Raw genomic sequence first — 19,861 nt, forward strand, 5'->3', positions numbered from 1 at the left:
CACAGAATCAGGCAATACCAGGGATGCGCACTGATGGTGCATCAGGGCGAGACAGACGCCACCTGCAGGTGATGTTGCAACCGGGTCAGGATAGGCGCGAACGCGGCGGGAATGGCGGCTTCGTCAACACAGGCATAACCCAGCAGCAATCCGCGCTGCGGCGTGCCCCGAAGATAATAGGACGACAGGGGACGTGTTAATACACCGCACTGTTCCAGCTCTGCGCTAAAGGCCACATCGTCAATGCTGTCCGGCAGCCTGAGAACCAGATGCAACCCCGCATTGCTGTGATGCACTATCCAGTCGGCGCCCAGCGATGTGCTAATCACCTCCACCAGCGCAGCACGGCGGCGGCTGTAAATCTGCCGCATGCGTCGTACGTGGGCCGCATAGTGCCCTTCCCGAATAAACTCCGCCAGCGTGAGTTGTACTAACCCGTAGCCGCCGCGATACAGCTCGGAGTGCGCCATTTTCATCCGTGCCGCCAGGGATTTAGGCACCACCATGTAGCTGAGCCGGATGCCGGGATACAAGGTTTTACTGAAGGTGCCCAGATAAATCACTGGGGCATCCGCCGCCAGGCCCTGTAGCGCAGGAATGGGACTTCCGGTAAAGCGGAACTCGCCATCGTAGTCATCTTCCACCACCCAACTGCCGCTGCTTTTTGCGCGCTCCAGTAATTCATGGCGCCGCTGCAGGCTCATGACCGCCCCGAGAGGATACTGGTGAGAAGGCGTCACACAGATCAGGCGAGGCACCGGGCTGTCTGGCTGCTCGGGCGGCAAAACCAGCCCCTGATCGTCAACCTGCGTGGGGATCAGCGTGACGCCGTTCACCGCCAGCACATTGCGGATCCCCCAGTATCCCGGCTCTTCGACGATGGCCCTGTCTCCCGGATCGCAAAGCATTTTCGCCAGCAGATCCAGCGACTGATGGGTTCCGGCGGTGATCAGTACCTGTTCGGGGGTGCAGTTCACCGAACGGATCACCCGCAGGTAATCCGCCAGCGCCTGTTGTAACTCAACACAGCCGCCGTGGCTGGCATAGCTCAGGTTTTCAACCGGCAGCCGTCGGCTCAGGCGGAGCTGAATTTTGCGCCAGATGTCGTGCGGCATATGGCTGACGTCCGGCACACCGGGCATAAATGCCCCCCACTGATGGCTCCCGGCACCGCTGCTCGCCAGCAGGCGTGAACCCCGTCGCGACAGTCTGACGGGTTTCATCGGCGGCGTGACGGGCCTGATCAGCGGCTCACCCGGCACCTGTTCCGGCAGCACGGTACTGACGAAGGTGCCGCTTCCGGTGCGGGTTTGTACATAGCCCTCAGACTGAAGCTGTTCATAGACTGCCAGCACGGTATTACGTGAGACAGAAAGTTCGCGAGCAAGGTCGCGGCTGGCGGGCAGTCGCGTCGCGGTGGCAATGGATCCGTCCTGAATCGCTGCCTGCAAGACATCATACAATCGCTTATTCAGCGTACCGCCGGAAAGCGAGGCCAGACGTTGTGCAAGCAGGTCACCGAGTAAGCTTCGCAAAATTGGTACCTCAAAATAAAAAAAACTGGCTCTGGATTATAAAACCCTGAAAACGCTAAAAAGCAAGGAGGCAGATTCCACTGTAACAATATGGCAACAAACACCATGAGGTCGCGTTATGAGTAACAGTGAAGTGCAGGTCCGTCGTCTCAATGCTACGCCGCGCGGCGTGGGCGTGATGTGCGATTTCTATGCGGTGAAAGCAGAAAACGCTACGTTATGGGATCACCAGGGCCGTGAAATTATCGATTTCAGCGCAGGCATTGCCGTGCTGAATACCGGACATCGTCATCCCAAAGTGATCGCCGCCATCAAAGAACAGCTCGATCATTTTACCCACACCGCGTTTCAGGTTGTGCCTTACGAAAATTATATTGCCTTGGCGGAAAAACTGAATGCGCTGGTGCCGGTAAGCGGCCCCGCCAAGACCACTTTTTTCTCCACCGGCGCAGAAGCCGTTGAGAACGCGGTCAAAATTGCCCGCGCGGCAACCGGCCGTCCCGGCGTCATCGCCTTTACGGGGGCCTTTCACGGCCGCACCAACATGACGATGTCGCTGACGGGCAAAGTGGTCCCCTACAAAACCGGTTTCGGCCCCTTTGCCAGCTCAGTATTTCACGCCCGCTACCCGAATGCACTGCATGGCTGTAGCGTCGATGACGCGCTGGAGAGTTTACAAACCATTTTCCGCTGCGATATCAGCCCGCAACAGGTTGCGGCCATTATCTATGAACCCATTCAGGGTGAAGGCGGCTTCAATGTCGCGCCGCCAGCGTTTGTGACCGCCCTGCGCACGCTGTGCGATCAACATGGCATTCTGCTGATCGCCGATGAAATCCAAAGTGGTTTTGCCCGCACCGGCAAGCTGTTTGCCAGTGAATACTATCCTGACGTGCAGCCAGACCTGATCACCATGGCAAAAAGCCTGGCGGGCGGTATGCCGCTATCGGCGGTTTCAGGGCGGGCTGACGTAATGGATGCGCCCCTGCCCGGCGGCCTGGGTGGCACCTATGCAGGAAGCCCACCGGCCATTGCCGCTGCGCTGGCCGTGCTGGAGGTCATTCGCGATGAAAACCTGTGCGAGCGCGCCCTGCTGTTAGGCGGGCAACTGACGGAAACGCTGCAGGGCGCAGGCTGTAGTGCGCTGGCAGAGGTGCGCGGTCGCGGTTCTATGATCGCGGCTGAATTCACCAACAGCGAAGGCCAACCCAGCGCAGAGATCGCCAAAGCTATTCAGCAAGAGGCGCTGGACGAAGGGTTGCTGCTGCTCACCTGCGGCGTACACGGCAACGTTATTCGTTTCCTCTACCCTCTCACCATTCCGGATGCGCAGTTCCGCACGGCACTGAATCTGCTGAACCGTATCCTGGGCAAGTATTAGGTTTCGCGGGCTGACGCGCCGCACGTTCCGCTGCGGGTCAGCCCCTGGCATCATGATTGCAAGGCAAACACCGGGCAGAGGAATCTGCCTGAACATAATAATTCAGGAGTTCGGGGATGATGAAAAACATAGCGGCACTGGTTCTGGCAGCGGTGGCCATCCAGGCACAGGCCGAAAATCTTACGGTGGTGTCCTTTGGGGGCACCAACAAGGACGCACAGGATAAAGCGTTTTATAAGCCTTTCATGGCCTCGGGGAAGGACAGCATTGAAGCCGGTGAATATAACGGCGAAATGGCACGCATCCGCGCAATGGTTGAAACCAAACAGGTCGGCTGGGATGTTGTAGAACTTGAAACCCCGGAACTGGAGCGGGGCTGTGAAGAAGGGCTGTTTGAAACCCTGGACTGGAGCAAGTTAGGCAACAAAGCCGACTTTGCCAAGGGGAGCGTGAGCGAATGTGGTGCGGGCTTCTTCGTCTGGTCTACCGTACTGACCTACGATGGCAACAAGCTCAAAACCGCCCCCACCAGTTGGGCAGATTTTTGGGATGTGAAAAAATTCCCCGGCAAACGCGCCCTGCGTAAGAGCGCGAAATACACGCTGGAAATCGCGCTGATGGCGGACGGCGTGAAGCGCGAAGACGTTTACAAGGTGCTGGCAACCCCGGCGGGCGTCGATCGTGCCTTCAGGAAACTGGATGAGCTAAAGCCGAATATTCAGTGGTGGGAATCGGGCGCGCAGCCCCTGCAGTGGCTGGTTTCAGGCGACGTGACGCTGGCATCGGCCTATAACGGCCGCATCGGCACCGCTCAGGCAGAAGGTCATAATTTCAAAATCGTCTGGGACGGCAACCTGTACGACTTCGATAACTGGGCGATTGTGAAAGGCTCAAAGCACAAAGCGCTGGCAGAGAAATTTATCGCCTTCTCGCTGCAGCCCGAGAACCAAAAAGTGTATGCCGAAAATATTCCTTATGGCCCCGCCAATATCAAGGCAGGCAAACTGCTGACGGCCGATCGTCTGGCTCAGTTGCCAACGGCACCGGAAAACATGGCCAAAGCCGTTCAGGTTAACGCCACATTCTGGCTGGAACATGGCGAAGAGCTGGAACAGCGTTTTAACGCCTGGGCCGCGAAATAACCCGCTGCCGGACCCGCTCCGGCAGCCCCCTTTCAGGAGATCGGCATGAGTCAAAACCCCGTGATGAATTCAGCGCCCGTCAGACGTACGGAAGGCGCGTTCAGTCTGCGCCAGCAATTTAACCGGGCAGGTTGGTTAAAAACACAACGCTCCCTGTTTTTAGTTGCCCCGTTACTGATTTTCGTCGTGGTGTGCTTTTTGTTCCCCATCGGCTCTATCCTCAGTATGAGCGTCAATAACCCTGAGCTTCACGACGCACTTCCGCAAACCAGCCAGGCCCTGGCTAAATGGAACGGCAAGGCGCTGCCGGATGAAAGCCTGTTTGCCACGCTGGCGAAGGAAGTCAGCGCGGCGCGCGAGCAGGGCCAGATCTCTGGCATTGCGAAGCGATTGAGTTATGAAGACAATGCGTTTCGTCGCCTGATCCTGGCCGTGCCCCGCCAGGCCCCCGAGGATGGGGTTAACGTCAAAGCCACCCTCATTGATAAGCAGCCCCTGTGGGGCGAGCTGTCTACATGGCAAACCCTCAAGCGCGTAGCCAAACCCTATACCAGCTATTACCTGCTGTCAGTGTTTGACCACAAGGTTGATGCAAAGACCGGCGACATCGTCGCGCAGTCCCCCGATCAGGCGCTTTATGTGAACGTTCTGCTACGTACGCTGTGGATGGCGACCGTGGTCACCTTGCTGTGCGTGGGCCTGGGCTATCCGCTGGCATACTGGCTGGCGAAGCAGCCGTCCAACCGCGCCAACCTGCTAATGATTATGGTGCTGTTGCCCTTCTGGACCTCATTGATCGTGCGTACCGCCAGCTGGATTGTCCTGCTGCAGTCAGGAGGATTAATTAACCGGACGCTGATGGCGACAGGGTTCATCGACAGTCCGCTCACGCTGGTGTTCAACCGGGTCGGCGTGTACATCTCTATGACGCATATCCTGCTGCCCTTCATCGTGCTGCCCTTGTATGCCGTCATGAAAGGGATTTCTCCCAGCTATGTCCGGGCGGCCGTGTCGCTGGGTGCACATCCCTTTGTGGCCTTCTGGCGCGTCTATGTCCCGCAGACCTATGCCGGGATTACCGCAGGCGCGCTGCTGGTGTTCATGATGGCGATTGGCTATTACGTTACGCCAGCGCTGTTGGGCGGGCCGGACGATCAAATGGTCAGCTACTTTGTCGCCTTTTTTACCAACAGCACCATGAACTGGGGCATGGCCGCCGCCCTGGGGAGCCAGTTGCTGATTATCGTGACGTTGCTGTATGTGGTGTATTCACGTGTCACCCGGACGTCATCCGAGGCGGCAGTACGTTAAGGAGCAAATGATGAAACAACAAGGTTCGACGTTGCTGCGGGTCTGGCGTTACCTGTTTAATTTTTACGGCGCAGCGGCACTGCTGTTTTTGATTGTGCCTGTTCTGGTCATTGTGCCGCTGTCGTTTAACGAAAGTTCGTTTCTGAGCTATCCGCTAAGTGGCTTTTCGCTGCGCTGGTACGAGGCCTTTTTTCACTCGAAGGAGTGGATAGGTGCGTTAATGAACAGCCTGCTGGTTGCGCCGCTAGCCACGCTACTGGCTAGCGTACTGGGCGTGCTGGCCGCCATGGGCCTGGTGCGCGGCGAGTTTCGCGGCAAAGGTCTGGTGATGGCAATCATTATCTCTCCCATGGTGGCGCCCGTCGTGATCATCGCCGTTGGCATGTTTTTCTTCTTTGCCAAACTGTCACTGCTGAACAGCTACCTCGGCCTGGTGTTAGCCCATGCCCTGTTGGGCGTTCCTTTTGTGGTGATCACGGTGGTCGCCGTACTGAAAAGCTACGACACCAATCTGACGCGGGCCGCTGCCAGCCTCGGTGCCTCTCCGCTGCTGGCGTTTCGAAAAGTCACCCTGCCGCTGATTGCACCGGGCGTTTTTTCCGGGGCACTGTTCGCGTTTGCCACCTCATTTGATGAAGTTGTCGTGACGCTGTTTCTTGCCAGCCCAACGCAGCGGACGCTGCCGATTCAAATGTTTGCCGGTATTCGTGAAAACCTCGATCCCACTATCGCGGCCGCCGCCACAATCATGATTGCGGCTTCGCTCCTGTTACTGATCGTCATGGAAGTCCTGCGGCGGCGCGGGGAAAAGATGCGCCAGCCACAGCCGGTTTAGATAACAGTCAGCAAACCGGTTCAGGTTGTTAAACCGCCCACAGGGTTAACGTGTGGGCGGTTGTCTGATCTGGACAGTGCGCACCCAGCCCCTGTCAGCCTGGTCATGGGCAAAATCACGTCAGGGGCTGAACGGGCGGTACCACCACAGTTTGTTGAAACGGGCCAGCATGCTGTGCCGCATGTTCTACGGCACGCACCACGTCGTTGAGCGCAAACGGCGTTCCACTAAAGGCGGGAAGTTGATCATCAGGCGAATGAGGCGGCGATCAACGCCGCGTGCCCGCTTTGCGAACGGCCACGACCGCCCGCAAAGCTAACAGAAGGTATCAGTGACTGTTTTCGTTGTTGCGGCTCAGCCACAGGGATAAGGCTTTGAGTGAATCATCGGTAAACTCATCACAGCGGGCGGTGATTTCATCCGGGGTCATCCAGAAAATTTCATCCACTTCTTCTTCCTGCATAGCAAAAGGGCCGTGCGATACACAGCTGAATAATCCTCCCCAGACGCGGCAATGCTCATCTTCAAAATAGAATTTGCCATGTTCTGCAAAAGGCACATCCGCAATGCCCAGCTCCTCTTCGGCTTCACGCCGCGCCGATTCAAGCATGTCTTCGCCACTCTGCACTACGCCGCCAGCCGTCGCATCCAGTTTGCCTGGCATAAAATCTTTGATTTCAGTACGGCGCTGAACCAGTATTTTCCCCATACCGTCATGAACCACGATATAGGTCGCGCGGTGACGTAAGCATTGCGCGCGCATCTGCGCACGCGTGGCCTGTGCAACGACTTCATTCTCTTCGCTTACGATATCGACCCATTCGATTTCGCCACCAGCAGTTTGATCCACCATCCGTAACCCTTTCCTGTTTAGCGTGTCTTTATGCACGCGCTGTTTGCCACACCTATATCATAGTGTGTCGTAAGGTAATCACTTATGACAACTTGAGCAAGCGCCGATCGCTAGCGATTTTTGCCGCTTTCCGTTAGCCATAACTGTACTGATGCCCGCTGCCATTGAAACTCAGCATAGTGCTGCAAACGCGCAGGCAAGGTATCGCCATGCAGCGCCAGTCGATTAAGCATGACAGCCAAATCGGTATCTGCAATGCACCACTCACCAAATAAATTTTGCTGACGTTCTGGCAACAGGCGCTGAACAGCGGCAATCAGTTTTTCGGCGGCCTCAACGGCTGCAGGCGACAAGGGCGCAAAGCGCTCACCGGCAAATAACACCTCGGTAGGGCGCTCCTGGCGAATGGGCAGCAGATCGCTGCGCAGCCAGGCCTGAATTTGCCGGGCGCGGGCGCGTTTCTCGCGATCTTTGGGATAGAGGCGTTCAAATTCAGGGGCAGCAAAACGCTCTTCGAGGTATTCGCAGATGGCCGATGATTCACTCAGCATAAAGTCATCGACCTGTAAGGTCGGGACGCGGCAGGTTAACGACAGATCGCGATAGGCCTCAGCATGCTGCTGGTTTTGCGATAAATCGATACGCTTTACGCTAAAAGGCACCCCTTTTTCGCTGAGCGCAACATAAGCCGACATGACATAAGGACTAAAGAAAGATGAATCTGACCACAGGGTGATGGAGGGGTAATTCATCTGCTACCTCAAATAGCTGACAGGGGTGCATCATCTTTACCGATTTTTATTTCTGAAAACAACCAGGCGCTGGTCCGATGTTTGCGCTCAACTGACTAAATTACGAAGCGGCTCACGCCACACGGGTACGACTCTTCTATGATGAAGTAAGCAAAAAATAAAAAATCAGACGGAGCCGCACTATGCATATCTTAATTACCGGTGGAACCGGGCTTATTGGCCGCCATCTTATTCCACGTCTGCAACAGCGTGGCGACACGGTCAGCGTGGTCACGCGCGACGTTGCCGCTGCACGAGACATGCTGGGGGAAGATATCGCGCTCTGGTCAGGCCTGGCGCAACAGCACTCGCTGGATGGCGTGGATGCCGTTATCAACCTGGCCGGTGAACCCATCGCGGATAAACGCTGGACAGAGGCCCACAAACGGCAGCTGTGCGAGAGCCGCTGGCAGATAACGGAGCGCATTGCCTCCCTGATTAACGCCAGTACCACGCCACCGCGCGTCTTGATTTCGGGATCGGCAACGGGCTTTTATGGCAACACGGGCGACGTGGTATTAACCGAGGACGATCCCGGACAGAACGAGTTCACCCACGAACTTTGCGCCCGTTGGGAACAGCTGGCGCTGACCGCGCAGAGTGAGCGCACCCGCGTCTGCCTGCTGCGTACCGGCGTGGTGCTGACGCGAGAAGGCGGCGCGTTGAGTAAAATGAAACTGCCGTTTAAGCTGGGAATTGGTGGCCCGATTGGCAGCGGCAAACAGTATATGCCGTGGATCCACATTGATGACATGGTCAGCGGCATTCTGTGGCTGCTCGACGATGATGCCTGTAGCGGCCCTTTTAACATGGTTGCGCCCTACGCCGTGCGCAATGAGCAGTTTGCCGCTACCCTGGGTGAGGTGATGCACCGCCCGGCTTTCATGCGCACGCCCGCCAGTGCCATCAAGCTGATGATGGGAGAATCGTCTGTACTGGTGCTGGGTGGGCAACATGTGCTGCCAAAACGGCTGGAGGCGTCGGGTTTTCGCTTCCGCTGGTATGAGCTGCAGAATGCATTACAGGATGTGGTGAAAAGCTGAGGATCAGGGGAGCACTTGCTCCCCTTCCCTTTTTTACTGAGAGGTGACCGCGGTTTTCGACTTCACCGTGGAACGCAGCGCGCCGTGATTCGGTTGCGGTACGCGGATGATAAACGTCAGCACACCGGCAAACACATACAGGCAGGTGTAAGCCCACACCACGCCGACGATATCAAAGAACGGCAGCATCATGGAGGCGATGGCGGGCGCAACAAAATTGCTCATGCCTGCGGACAGGTTATACACCGAGACGGCCGCGCCCTGATGATGGGGCTCCAGCGTAGGGAAAACCGCCGTCATGGGCACAAAGGCCGCCACGAAAATGCCCAGCATCACGGCAGGAATCAGGGCGACCAGGAAATTGTGACCGGCATAGACAGGCAGGTAATAGAACGCCAGGCTGGAGATCGCCATGCCGAGGCAGCCAAACCAGCGCACCTGGCGAATCCAGCCAATACGTTCACCCATGATGCCCCAGAAGATATTGGTAAAAATGGTGACAAAAAAGAACACCGCCCAAATCTGCAACCACTCTGACAGCGTAAACCCAAGCCGATCCACAAACAGCAGCGGCATAATGATGGCAAAGCCAAACAGCGACAGCGTATTAATAATGCGGATCAGACAGGCGTAAAACACATGCTGGTTGGTGAACAGGATAGTCACCGCACGCGACATTTCCGTCATTTTTTCCCGCAGGGGTAAGTTGACGCGAGAACGATCGACCGGCACGTTGCGCAGGCTAAAATAGGCCAGCAAGCCGCCACAGGTTACCCAGCCAATCGCCAGCCAGAGCGTGCCGGTTTCACCAATAGAAGGAATGATCAGGCTGGGCAGATAGCTCCCGACCACGCCGATGCCCACCGAATACATCGCCCAGAACCAGCCCGTGGCAGCCGCCAGCCGTTCCCGTGGCAGCACCTGCACCAGCAGCAACATAAATGAGTAGATAAACAGCGGATAGGCCAGGCCACGGATACCGTAAAACAGCAGCATAAGAGGATAATTGCGCATCCCGAGCCCCAGGCTCATAAACAGGGCATGCATGACAACCCACAAGATAAAACCGATCAGCATAGCGCGCTGCGGCGTAATCAGCTCCGCCACCACACCGGATGCCCAGGCGGCCAGCGCCACCGCTAAACCGTAAAAGGTAAACACCAGCGCCGACTGCCCCGGCGTGAATCCCATATCGGTAATATGACGTGACAGGAACGCCATCTCGAAACCGTCACCTGCCATAAAAACAGCGATGGCGACAAATCCCCAGATCAGATGTTTGGGCAAGCCAAACCAGTACGCAGTAGAGTGCATGACGATCGTCCTTCTCTGTTTGGTTACAGGTTAATCAGGCCAGCGAACGGGACTGAGAGTGTTGACGGTAAAGCTCACGGAACTGAGCCAGCCGTTGCTGCAGTCCCTGACGAACCTCAGGATTGGGCAGGAAGCGCGCCTGTATCGGGGGTTTAAGACACACCTGCGCTTCATCACCGCCCGCAGCCAGCCAGGCCAGGCGCGCCGCGCCCAGTGCACCGGATGCGCTGGCGGGATGCGTCACGACAGGCAGCGCCAGCACATCGGCGATCAGCTGCGCCCACAGGCTGCTGCGCGCGCCGCCGCCGGTCAGGCTGAACTGGGTAATGGCACGCCGTCCTTCCCCTAAGACGGTCAGGCCGTCGGCCAGGCCAAAGGTTACGCCTTCGAGCACCGCATAGCCTAGTAAGGCACGCTGGGTTTCGTGCCGCAGATAAAAAAACGCGCCCGTCGCATCAGGATCGTTGTGCGGGGTACGTTCTCCAGAGAGATAAGGCAAGAAAAGCGGGGCCTGCTGTTTTTGTGCCGGACCCAGCGCAGCAATCTCTTCCAGCAGTTGGTTTTCACTGACCGAGAGCAACTGGCACAGCCAGCGCAGGCAGCTTGCGGCGCTGAGCATGACGCTCATCTGGTGCCAGCGGTCAGGCAGCGCATGGCAGAAAGCGTGCACGCCTGACTGCGGATCGGCCTGCAGCCGGTCATTAACCACAAAGATGACGCCAGAGGTGCCAAGTGAAATAAACGCATCGCCAGGATTCACGGCGCCCACGCCAACCGCCGAGGTGGCATTATCCCCGCCGCCGCCTGCAATGATGACCGACGAGGAGAGCCCCCATTCGTCGGCAATCGCCGGCCGTAACGTGCCGCTGACGGCATTCCCTTCGACGAGTGCAGGCATCTGGTCACGACGCATTCCCGTTGCGGCCAGCAGTGCCGCTGACCAGTCGCGTTTGGCGACGTCCAGCCATAAGGTGCCCGCGGCATCCGAGGGATCGGTGACAAAGCGCCCGGTCAGGCGCCAGCGCAGGTAATCTTTTGGCAATAACACTTTGCTAATGCGACGAAAGCAGTCAGGCTCATGCCGGGCCACCCAGCACAGCTTTGGGGCCGTGAAGCCCGGCATGATCATATTGCTGCTAATGTGCATGATTTCGGGATGATGCTGACCCAGCCAGTGGCATTCTGCCGCGCTGCGCGTGTCATTCCACAGAATGCAGGGCCGTAAAACTTCACCCTGCTCATCCAGCAGCACCGCTCCGTGCATTTGTCCTGACAGCCCAATCGCCTCTATCGCAGACCAGGCCAGAGGTGCCTGCTGACGCAGACGCGTGATGACCTGATGGCAGGCGCGCCACCAGTCATGCGGGTCCTGCTCTGCCCAGTGCGGATGGGGGCGCTGCACGGCCAGAGCGGCATGTTCCGATGCCACGATCTCGCCCTGCGCATTCACGATCAGCGCTTTAAGCTCAGAGGTGCCGATATCGATACCCAGATACATATTCGCCCCCTAAACTACGGCCAGCGGTTGTTCTGGCTGGACTTGCCACGTTTCCAGCCCGGCGACGGTGGTGCTAAGCCGCGCATGAAAATCCTGTGATGTGGCCAGCTCAGCAAACAGGGACGTCTGGGTCATGTAAGCCTGTAACGGATCGGCATGGGCAAACCACAGCTGAACCACTTCAGGTTGCAGCACGCCATCCTGATAGTCATAAGGCAGCTCGCCGCTGGCCCAGCGTTGCAAAAACAGATAGAACAGCGCCGGGAGCACCAGGCTGGCCGCAGGCGGCGTGCCGCGCTGATAGCATTCCCGCAGCGTCGGCGTCACCATGGCGGGAATTTTTGACAGACCGTCAGCGGCCACCCGTTGGTTGGTATCTTTTATCCACGGATTGCTAAAGCGGGACAGGACAACATCCCGATACTCCGCCAGGTTGAGCGGGCTGGGTGAAAGTGAAGGTATGACATCCTGTGAGACATATTCCCATGCCATCTGGTGGATGGCTTTCTGCCGGGTGCTTTCATCAATGTAAAGCAAACCGATAAGCGTGCCCGCCCAGGCAATGGCGCTGTGGGTGGCGTTGAGAATACGAATCTTGGCTTCTTCCCAGGGCAACACCGACTCGACCAGCTCGACGCCCACCTGCTCCAGCGCCGGACGCCCGGCAATAAAATCGTCTTCGATCACCCACTGGATAAAGGACTCCGCCATCACCGGCACCGCATCATCTTTACCGGTTGCCGCCTGAACGCGCTCCGCGACGTCAGGAGTAGGACGCGGGGTGATTCGATCCACCATGGTATTCGGCGAGGTGGTGTTATCACGCACCCAGGCGGCCAGCTCATCTGCCCCTTTTGCCGCAAGGAAGGCCAAAAAACCCTGACGGAAACGCTCACCGTTATGGCGCAGATTGTCGCAGTTCAACAGGGTCACGGGCGCCCCACCGTTGACGACGCGTGCCGTCAGGATGCGCGCCAGCGCGCCATACAAGGTTCGCGCCTCGCCATTCAGATCCGCCTGGATATCGGGCTGCTGCAGATCAAGCTCATGTTCCGATGTTAAATAGTAACCCGCTTCGGTCACGGTGAAGGCGATTACCCGGGTGCATGGATCGGCGCCCTGCTGCACCAGCGCGCTGATCTCTTTGTCCCACGGCAGAATTTGCCGAATGGAGGTAATGGTCTCGTAGTGACGCTCGCCCTCAGGCGTGACCGTCTCCAGCACATATTCCCCTTGCTGGGCGGTTAGCTGCGTCAGCAACGGCGTTGCGTCATCGCGGATATTGCCCAGCGCGATATGCCAGCGGCTGTCGCCCTGCTGCATCAGGCGGTGCAGATACCATGCCTGATGGGCACGATGGAAAGAGCCTGCGCCGATATGCATCCAAACTGATGGTGTCATCATGACCTCTTTAGGCATTTGTTTAAATTAAGGGCATTTGCCCGATGCACATATGTTAATCAGAGGTAACGTCAAGGTTCTGTGATTAATTTCACATTTAAGACATTGGCCCGTTAATTGAGCTTTTGCCCTGATAGGCTTTTAAACAGATTGCGCGATAAAATGGCGATCCGCAGAGAAGGGAATGGCGCAATGAACAAAGAAGAGAAGAAACAGGAGTTGGCGGCGCGTGCCGCCTGGATGTATTACGTCGCTGGGTTAACACAGCAGGAGATCGCCCGGGCACTGGGATTGTCGCGCCAGGTGGCCCAGCGTTTGATTTCCGGGGCGCGTGAAATGGGCATGGTCAGCGTAAAGATCGCCCACCCCGTGACGCACTGCCTGCGTCTGGCGCACGACGTGCAGGAGAAATTTGGCCTGCAGCACTGCCGCGTGGTGCCTTCCGGCGATCTGGACGACAATGCCATACAGCAAATGCTGGCGGTAGAAGGCGCAGAGGTGATGTCGCAGTTTATCAATAACGACGAGCCGCAGGTGTTTGGCATCGGTTCGGGAAAAACCCTGCGTGCCATTATTGATGCGCTTCCCTGGGTTGAACGACCGCAGCATCACTGTGTTTCCATGATTGGGGCCATCGCCCGCGACGATTCAGGCACCCGCTACGACGTGCCGCTTAAGCTGTCTGAAAAAATGCAGGGCAAGTATTTCTTCATTCCCGCCCCGCTGTTCGCCGACAGCCCAGACGATAAGCAGATGTGGTGCCAGCATCAGGTCTATCAGCGCGTGGTCAACCGTGCACGACAGGCCCACGTCACCTTTTTGGGAATTGGGGAGGTCAATCCCGGCTGCCCGCTCCATGCCGAAGGCTTTATCACAGACAGCCAGGTGCAGGCGCTGAATGCGCGCGGCGTGGTCGGTGAAATGCTCGGTCATTTCTTCAATCAGCAGGGCGAACGCGTGTTAGGGGAAACCGATGCGCTGTTAACCAGCGTGGCGCTGGAAAGCCAGACGACGCGCAATATCATCGGCTTTGCCGGCGGGGAGCGAAAATATGCCGCTATTCAGGCGGCGTTGAACGGCGGCTGGATATCGGGCCTGGTGACCGATGAAGCCACCGCCGTGCGCCTGCTGAATAACCGATAGCTTGCCTACTTAAGCGATCCCTTCAGGAACTGCTGTAAGCGCGGGCTCTTGGGCTGACCAAATAATTCAGCCGGTGGCCCCTGCTCCTCAATTTTCCCCTGATGCAGGAAAATGACGTGGCTGGAGACGTGACGGGCAAATTCCATTTCGTGCGTGACCACCACCATGGTTTTCCCCTCTTCGGCCAGCTTCTGCATAATACGCAGCACCTCACCGACCAGCTCAGGATCCAGGGCTGAGGTGGGCTCATCAAATAACAGCACCTCCGGCTCCATCGCCAGCGCGCGGGCAATGGAGACGCGCTGCTGCTGCCCTCCCGAGAGATGGACGGGATATTTTCCCTGCGCGCGCTCGTCGATGCCGACCTTGTTCAAATAGGTAATCGCGCGCTCACGTGCCTGCGCTTTACTCAGGCCCAGCACCTGAATCGGCGCTTCCATAACGTTTTCCAGCACCGTCATGTGGCTCCACAGGTTGAAATGCTGAAAGACCATGGTCAGACGGGTACGAAGCAGGCGCAGCTGCTCCTTGTCTGCCACCTTCAGCTGGCCGTCCGTATCGCGTACCAGGGTAATAGCGGTCTTGTTGACCACAATGGTGCCTTCACTCGGCTTTTCGAGGAAGTTAATACAGCGCAGAAAGGTACTTTTCCCGGAACCCGACGAGCCAATAATACTGATGACATCGCCCGCATTGGCGTTCAATGACACACCTTTTAATACTTCATGTTCACCGTAACGTTTATGCAGGTCGGTGACGCTTAATTTGTTATCAGCCATAGTCTTACTCAATGCGATGAAGAAGGTTTCACGTGCGCCAGCCAACGACGTTCCGCAAGACGAAACAGGCTAATCAGCACGTAAGAAATAATCAGGTATAACACGGCCGCAATGCCGAACGCGGTAAAGGGCTGATAGGTTGCCGCGTTAATGTCCCTGGCGATTTTCAGCAAATCAGGCACGGTTGCGGTAAAGGCCAGTGCGGTAGAGTGCAGCATGAGTATGACTTCGTTGCTGTAAACCGGTAAGGCCGTGCGCAGTGCAGAAGGCAAAATAATGCAGCGATACAGTTTAAAGGTCGAGAAGCCATAGGCTCGCGCCGCTTCGATTTCACCGTGTGGCACGGCACGAATCGCCCCGGCAAAAATTTCCGTGGTGTAAGCGCAGGTATTAAGGGTAAATGCCAGTAGCGTACAGTTCAGGCCGCTGCGGAAAAACGAATTCAGTAGCTCTGTGCCTTTCACGATTTCCAGCGTATACATGCCGGAATAGAACACCAGCAGTTGCACATAGAGTGGCGTACCGCGAAACACATAGGTAAAGAGCCACACCGGCAGGCTGATAAAACGATTGGGTGATACACGCGCAATCGCCAGCAACACGGCCATGCAGCCGCCCAGTACGACCGAGACAATCAGCAGCCATAGCGTAATCGCCACGCCTGTGAAGCGATAACCGTCTGTCCAGAGCAGCGACTTCCAGTATTCGTGAATAATCTCGATCATAGCTCCGCCCTCTTCACGCCGACCGTGTAGCGGCGATTGAGCCACCAGAGAATGCCGTTAGACAAGGTGGTAAAGACCAGATAAATCACGCCCGCCACGATAGCAAAATAAAACGGCTGCCAGGTGCTTTTACCTGCCAGCTGCGTGGCTTTTACCACATCCTCCAGCCCCAACAGGGAAACCAGCGCCGTGGCTTTCAGGATCACCTGCCAGTTATTACCGATGCCGGGCAGCGCGTAGCGCATCATCGCAGGGAACAGGATACGGCGGAAAACCTGCGAACCGGTAAAACCAAACGCCGTGGCGGCTTCAATCTGCCCTTTTGGCACCGCCATAAAGGCGCCACGGAAGGTTTCGGTAAAATAGGCGCCATAGATAAAGCCCAGGGTGATGATGCCAGCCACCATGGGATCGATATCGAACTGGGCCAGGCCAAGCGCATCGGTGAGATGGTTGAGAGCGATCTGCAGGCCGTAGAAAATCAGCAGCATCAGAACGAGGTCGGGCACGCCACGAATCAGCGTCGTGTAGCCCTCAAAAATCAATGACAGCAGGCGATTGCGCGACAGCTTCGCGCCTGCGCCAATCAGACCCAGGATCACCGCCAGCAGCACCGAGCTCAGGGCGAGCTCAAGCGTAACCAGCGTGCCTTTTAAAATGACATCAGAGTAGCCATACAACATGGAAAAGGTCCTGTCGTGGGGTGGAAACGACGCTGCGCCGTCGTGCAGACGGGCAGCGCAGCTTCTGTTCTCGCATAGCCGATGACACAGGGTTGCTCCGACCAGAGGGATCGGGACAACCCAGGGCTTATTCTGTTATGCGAACAACAGAGGCGAAGACGACAGATCAGTCACCGTACACGTTGAAATTAAAGTATTTCTTCGCAATTTTGTCGTAGGTACCGTCTTTACGCATTGATTCAAATGCTTTGTCGATGGCCGCTTTCAACTCGGTATCGTCTTTACGTAATCCCATACCGGTTCCGACACCGAAGATTTTATCGTCTTTCACGGCCGGACCTGCGAACGCATAGCTTTTACCGACAGGCTGTTTCAGGAAGCCTTCGGCGGCCTGAACTTCGTCCTGGAAGGCGGCGTCAATGCGGCCGGCGGTCAGATCCTGATAGACCAGATCCTGGTTGGCATAAGGCGTTACGGTCACGCCTTTTGGACGCCAGTACTCATTCGCGTAGGTTTCCTGAGTAGTGCCCTGCAGCACGCCGATGTTTTTGCCTTTCAGCGCCTCAGGCGTCGGCTCGATTTTTGATCCTTTCGGCGCGACTAAACGTGCGTTAGCGGCATACAGTTTGTCTGAGAACGCAATCTCTTCCTGACGTTTAGCGGTGATGGACAGCGAGGAGATGATGGCATCGATTTTCTTCGCTTTCAGCGACGGAATCAGCGCATCAAAATCGCTTTCTACATAGGTACACTTGGTCTGGATACGTTTACAGATTTCGTTAGCCAGGTCGATATCAAAACCAACCAGCTGTCCTTGCGCGTTTTTCGACTCAAACGGCGGATATGTTGGGTCAGTGCCGACACGAATCGAGGTCGGTACTGCTGCAAATACGCTGGCCGCACTGGACAGGCCCAACATTAAAGAAAGAGCCAGAACACGCTTCTTCATAGATTACCCTCAAGTAAATTGCTTATTGTTATGTGATGCATGATGTGTGTTTGCGACGAACACTGCCTTTTCCTGTGCATGTTTCATGCCAGTTCTGCAGTTTTGCCGTCTGCCCAGCCGCCCGTTTGGTGACGAAAAGACTGGGTTTGTGAAAGGAATATATCAGTGATGTCGCAGAGAAAAAGCGATGTTGTGAACTTTTAGTTCAAGAAATGCAGGAACAGTGATCGCTCCCGCGTTTCTGCACCAAAGAAGGGCGAAAGAACACGCTTATGCACCTTGCCAGCGCACAAACAAGTCCTGCGGTAGTTCAATATCAAACTGATCAATGACCCGATTAACGGTCTGATCGACAAGCTGTTCGATAGTGGTTGGACGGTGGTAAAACGCCGGCACCGGCGGCATGATGATGGCCCCCAGTTCGGCCGCGGTCGTCATCATGCGCAGATGACCAATATGCAGCGGGGTTTCACGTACGCACAGGACCAGTTTACGCTGCTCTTTCAGCACCACGTCTGCTGCGCGCGTCAGCAGCGAATCGCTGTAGCTGTGAACAATACCGGACAGGGTTTTCATTGAGCACGGCAGGATCACCATGCCCAACGTTTTGAACGACCCGGAGGAGATACTGGCGGCAATGTCCCGCACGTCATGAACCACGTCGGCCAGCGCCTGGACGTCCCGCAGGCTGTAGTCGCTTTCCAGGCTCAGCGTCTGACGTGCCGCATGGCTGATGATCAGATGGGTTTCCACGTCGCTGATCTGCTGCAAGACCTGCAATAGCCGGACGCCATAGATCACGCCGCTTGCGCCCGAAATACCAATAATGAGTCGTTTCATCGTTCAACCTTGCAGTGGCAAAGTGCACCATAATAGCGCAGACCGGCAGAAAACACAGAGGGCGGGATAAATCCCGCCCTCCTTTTTGCATTCAGGTTCGCTTACCCTTCGTTATGCAGCTCGAGGTTTTCGACTTCGTTTTGACGGGCGATGGCTTTCGCATCGTCGTTACGCAGGGATTCCAGATATTCAAGATAGCCCTGATCGACGTCTTTCGTCACGTAGATGCCGTTAAAGACGGAGCACTCAAACTGCACGATATCCGGGTTCTCTTCCCGTACGGCTTCGATAAGGTCATCGAGATCCTGGAAAATCAGCGCATCTGCTTTGATAATCTGGCGAATCTCTTCCACTTCACGGCCGTGGGCAATCAGCTCGGTCGCGCTGGGCATATCAATGCCGTAGACGTTAGGAAAGCGCACTTCCGGCGCGGCAGACGCAAGATAGACCTTTTTCGCGCCCGCCTCTCGCGCCATCTCGATAATCTGCTCGGAGGTGGTGCCACGAACAATTGAGTCATCAATCAGCAGCACGTTCTTATCGCGGAACTCAGCGCGGTTAGCGTTGAGCTTGCGGCGAACGGCGCTGCGGCGCAGTTGCTGGCCCGGCATGATAAAGGTGCGGCCCACGTAGCGGTTTTTCACAAACCCCTGACGGTAAGGCTTATCAAGGATGCGGGCGATTTCCAGCGCGGTATCCATCGAGGTTTCCGGAATGGGAATCACCACGTCGATATCCAGATCTTCCCACTCGCGGGCGATCTTCTGACCCAGCTTGGTGCCCATGCGCACGCGGGCGCTGTAGACCGAAATCTTATCCAGGAAGGAGTCCGGACGCGCAAAATAGACGTATTCGAACAGGCAAGGATTGTTTTTTGGATTTTCGGCACACTGACGGGTTGAAAGCTGCCCCTGCTCAGTGATGTAAACCGCTTCACCCGGTGCCACGTCACGGATAAATTCAAAACCCAGGGTATCCAGCGCCACGCTTTCGGAGGCGACCATGTACTCGGTACGGCCATCGGCAATGACGCGTTTGCCCAGCACCAGTGGCCGAATGCCGTTAGGATCGCGGAAGGCGACCATGCCGTGACCGATGATCATCGCCACCACGGCATAGGCGCCACGCACCTGCTGGTGGACGGCAGCGATGGCGGCAAACACGTTATCGGCTTCCAGCGGATAGTGCTGAAAACGATCCAGTTCCTGCGCAAAGATATTCAACAGGATTTCAGAATCGGAGGTGGTATTAACGTGACGACGGCCTTTTTCGAACAGCTGCTTACGCAGCTCGTGGGCATTGGTCAGGTTACCGTTATGGGCAAGGGAAATACCGTACGGCGAGTTAACGTAGAATGGCTGGGCTTCAGAAGCGCTGGAGCTGCCCGCGGTAGGATAGCGTGCGTGACCAATCCCCATGTTGCCTTGTAAACGTTGCATATGACGCGCTTCGAAAACATCGCTGACCAGACCATTAGCCTTACGCAGGCGGAAGCAGTTCAGCGCATCGATGGTACAAATGCCTGCGGCATCCTGCCCACGGTGCTGGAGCACCGTTAACGCGTCATAGATCGACTGGTTGACCGGCATGAAACCGGTGATACCGACAATACCGCACATGTTGTCATTTCCTCATTAA

18 protein-coding genes are annotated in these 19,861 nt (G+C 56.5%); 6 read left to right on the forward strand and 12 right to left on the reverse strand.

Features of this window, described 5'->3' with window-relative positions:
- Positions 1-41: 41 nt before the first annotated feature.
- Positions 42-1,535, reverse strand: coding sequence for a PLP-dependent aminotransferase family protein (locus NYE92_RS07600; RefSeq protein WP_029569024.1), 1,494 nt, complete (start codon positions 1,533-1,535; stop codon positions 42-44).
- A gap of 118 nt (positions 1,536-1,653) precedes the next feature.
- On the opposite strand from NYE92_RS07600, the gene NYE92_RS07605 reads away from it, so the two are divergent.
- From NYE92_RS07605 to NYE92_RS07620, 4 genes are all read left to right on the forward strand, one after another.
- On the forward strand, positions 1,654-2,916 hold the full coding sequence (locus tag NYE92_RS07605; RefSeq protein WP_259018824.1) for a 4-aminobutyrate--2-oxoglutarate transaminase: 1,263 nt from the start codon (positions 1,654-1,656) through the stop codon (positions 2,914-2,916).
- A gap of 116 nt (positions 2,917-3,032) precedes the next feature.
- Complete coding sequence (locus NYE92_RS07610; RefSeq protein ID WP_013026527.1) at positions 3,033-4,058, forward strand: ABC transporter substrate-binding protein; 1,026 nt, start codon at positions 3,033-3,035, stop codon at positions 4,056-4,058.
- A 45-nt stretch (positions 4,059-4,103) separates the two neighbouring features.
- Positions 4,104-5,369: an ABC transporter permease gene (locus NYE92_RS07615; protein WP_259018825.1), complete on the forward strand. Its 1,266-nt coding sequence runs from the start codon at positions 4,104-4,106 to the stop codon at positions 5,367-5,369.
- Positions 5,370-5,379: 10 nt separating this feature from the next.
- Positions 5,380-6,204: an ABC transporter permease gene (locus NYE92_RS07620; RefSeq protein WP_014605373.1), complete on the forward strand. Its 825-nt coding sequence runs from the start codon at positions 5,380-5,382 to the stop codon at positions 6,202-6,204.
- A gap of 328 nt (positions 6,205-6,532) precedes the next feature.
- Here NYE92_RS07620 and yfcD read toward each other — a convergent pair whose 3' ends face one another.
- Positions 6,533-7,057 carry an NUDIX hydrolase YfcD gene (gene yfcD, locus NYE92_RS07625; protein WP_014594178.1) on the reverse strand — a complete coding sequence of 175 codons (525 nt, stop codon included), beginning with the start codon at positions 7,055-7,057 and terminating at the stop codon, positions 6,533-6,535.
- Between the two features lie 110 nt (positions 7,058-7,167).
- Positions 7,168-7,809: a glutathione transferase gene (gene yfcF, locus NYE92_RS07630; protein ID WP_029570323.1), complete on the reverse strand. Its 642-nt coding sequence runs from the start codon at positions 7,807-7,809 to the stop codon at positions 7,168-7,170.
- 182 nt (positions 7,810-7,991) lie between these two features.
- Here yfcF and NYE92_RS07635 point away from each other — a divergent pair, with 182 nt between their 5' ends.
- Positions 7,992-8,891 carry a TIGR01777 family oxidoreductase gene (locus NYE92_RS07635; protein ID WP_014605370.1) on the forward strand — a complete coding sequence of 300 codons (900 nt, stop codon included), beginning with the start codon at positions 7,992-7,994 and terminating at the stop codon, positions 8,889-8,891.
- A 33-nt stretch (positions 8,892-8,924) separates the two neighbouring features.
- Here NYE92_RS07635 and NYE92_RS07640 read toward each other — a convergent pair whose 3' ends face one another.
- From NYE92_RS07640 to dalD, 3 genes are read right to left on the reverse strand one after another with little or no spacing between them, the layout of a single operon-like run.
- Positions 8,925-10,205: an MFS transporter gene (locus NYE92_RS07640; protein WP_013026533.1), complete on the reverse strand. Its 1,281-nt coding sequence runs from the start codon at positions 10,203-10,205 to the stop codon at positions 8,925-8,927.
- A gap of 34 nt (positions 10,206-10,239) precedes the next feature.
- Entirely contained in the window at positions 10,240-11,703 is a 1,464-nt protein-coding gene (gene xylB, locus NYE92_RS07645; protein WP_015699838.1) for a xylulokinase, read from the reverse strand.
- Positions 11,704-11,712: 9 nt separating this feature from the next.
- Positions 11,713-13,104, reverse strand: a complete 1,392-nt coding sequence (gene dalD / locus NYE92_RS07650) for a D-arabinitol 4-dehydrogenase (protein WP_259019494.1) — start codon at positions 13,102-13,104, stop codon at positions 11,713-11,715.
- A 192-nt stretch (positions 13,105-13,296) separates the two neighbouring features.
- Between dalD and NYE92_RS07655 the strand changes: the two genes are divergently transcribed.
- Complete coding sequence (locus tag NYE92_RS07655) at positions 13,297-14,247, forward strand: sugar-binding transcriptional regulator (protein WP_022623441.1); 951 nt, start codon at positions 13,297-13,299, stop codon at positions 14,245-14,247.
- A gap of 5 nt (positions 14,248-14,252) precedes the next feature.
- Here NYE92_RS07655 and hisP read toward each other — a convergent pair whose 3' ends face one another.
- The 6 genes from hisP to purF form a co-directional block, all read right to left on the reverse strand.
- Positions 14,253-15,026 carry a histidine ABC transporter ATP-binding protein HisP gene (hisP, locus tag NYE92_RS07660; RefSeq protein WP_013026537.1) on the reverse strand — a complete coding sequence of 258 codons (774 nt, stop codon included), beginning with the start codon at positions 15,024-15,026 and terminating at the stop codon, positions 14,253-14,255.
- Between the two features lie 8 nt (positions 15,027-15,034).
- Positions 15,035-15,751, reverse strand: coding sequence for an ABC transporter permease (locus NYE92_RS07665; RefSeq protein ID WP_089528026.1), 717 nt, complete (start codon positions 15,749-15,751; stop codon positions 15,035-15,037).
- Positions 15,748-16,434 (reverse strand): histidine ABC transporter permease HisQ, encoded by a 687-nt coding sequence (locus NYE92_RS07670; protein ID WP_014594185.1) that lies wholly within the window; start codon positions 16,432-16,434, stop codon positions 15,748-15,750. The genes NYE92_RS07665 and NYE92_RS07670 overlap by 4 nt, the downstream gene beginning before the upstream one ends.
- 166 nt (positions 16,435-16,600) lie before the next feature.
- The gene (gene argT, locus NYE92_RS07675; protein ID WP_014594186.1) at positions 16,601-17,383 is read right to left on the reverse strand and encodes a lysine/arginine/ornithine ABC transporter substrate-binding protein ArgT; all 783 of its coding nucleotides are present in this window, start codon (positions 17,381-17,383) and stop codon (positions 16,601-16,603) included.
- A 270-nt stretch (positions 17,384-17,653) separates the two neighbouring features.
- Positions 17,654-18,223: a UbiX family flavin prenyltransferase gene (locus NYE92_RS07680; protein ID WP_013026541.1), complete on the reverse strand. Its 570-nt coding sequence runs from the start codon at positions 18,221-18,223 to the stop codon at positions 17,654-17,656.
- Positions 18,224-18,324: 101 nt separating this feature from the next.
- Positions 18,325-19,842, reverse strand: coding sequence for an amidophosphoribosyltransferase (gene purF / locus NYE92_RS07685; RefSeq protein WP_013026542.1), 1,518 nt, complete (start codon positions 19,840-19,842; stop codon positions 18,325-18,327).
- Positions 19,843-19,861 lie beyond the last annotated feature (19 nt).

This window comes from Pantoea sp. B566 (assembly GCF_024793925.1).
GTDB classification, from domain to species: Bacteria; Pseudomonadota; Gammaproteobacteria; order Enterobacterales; family Enterobacteriaceae; genus Pantoea; species Pantoea ananatis.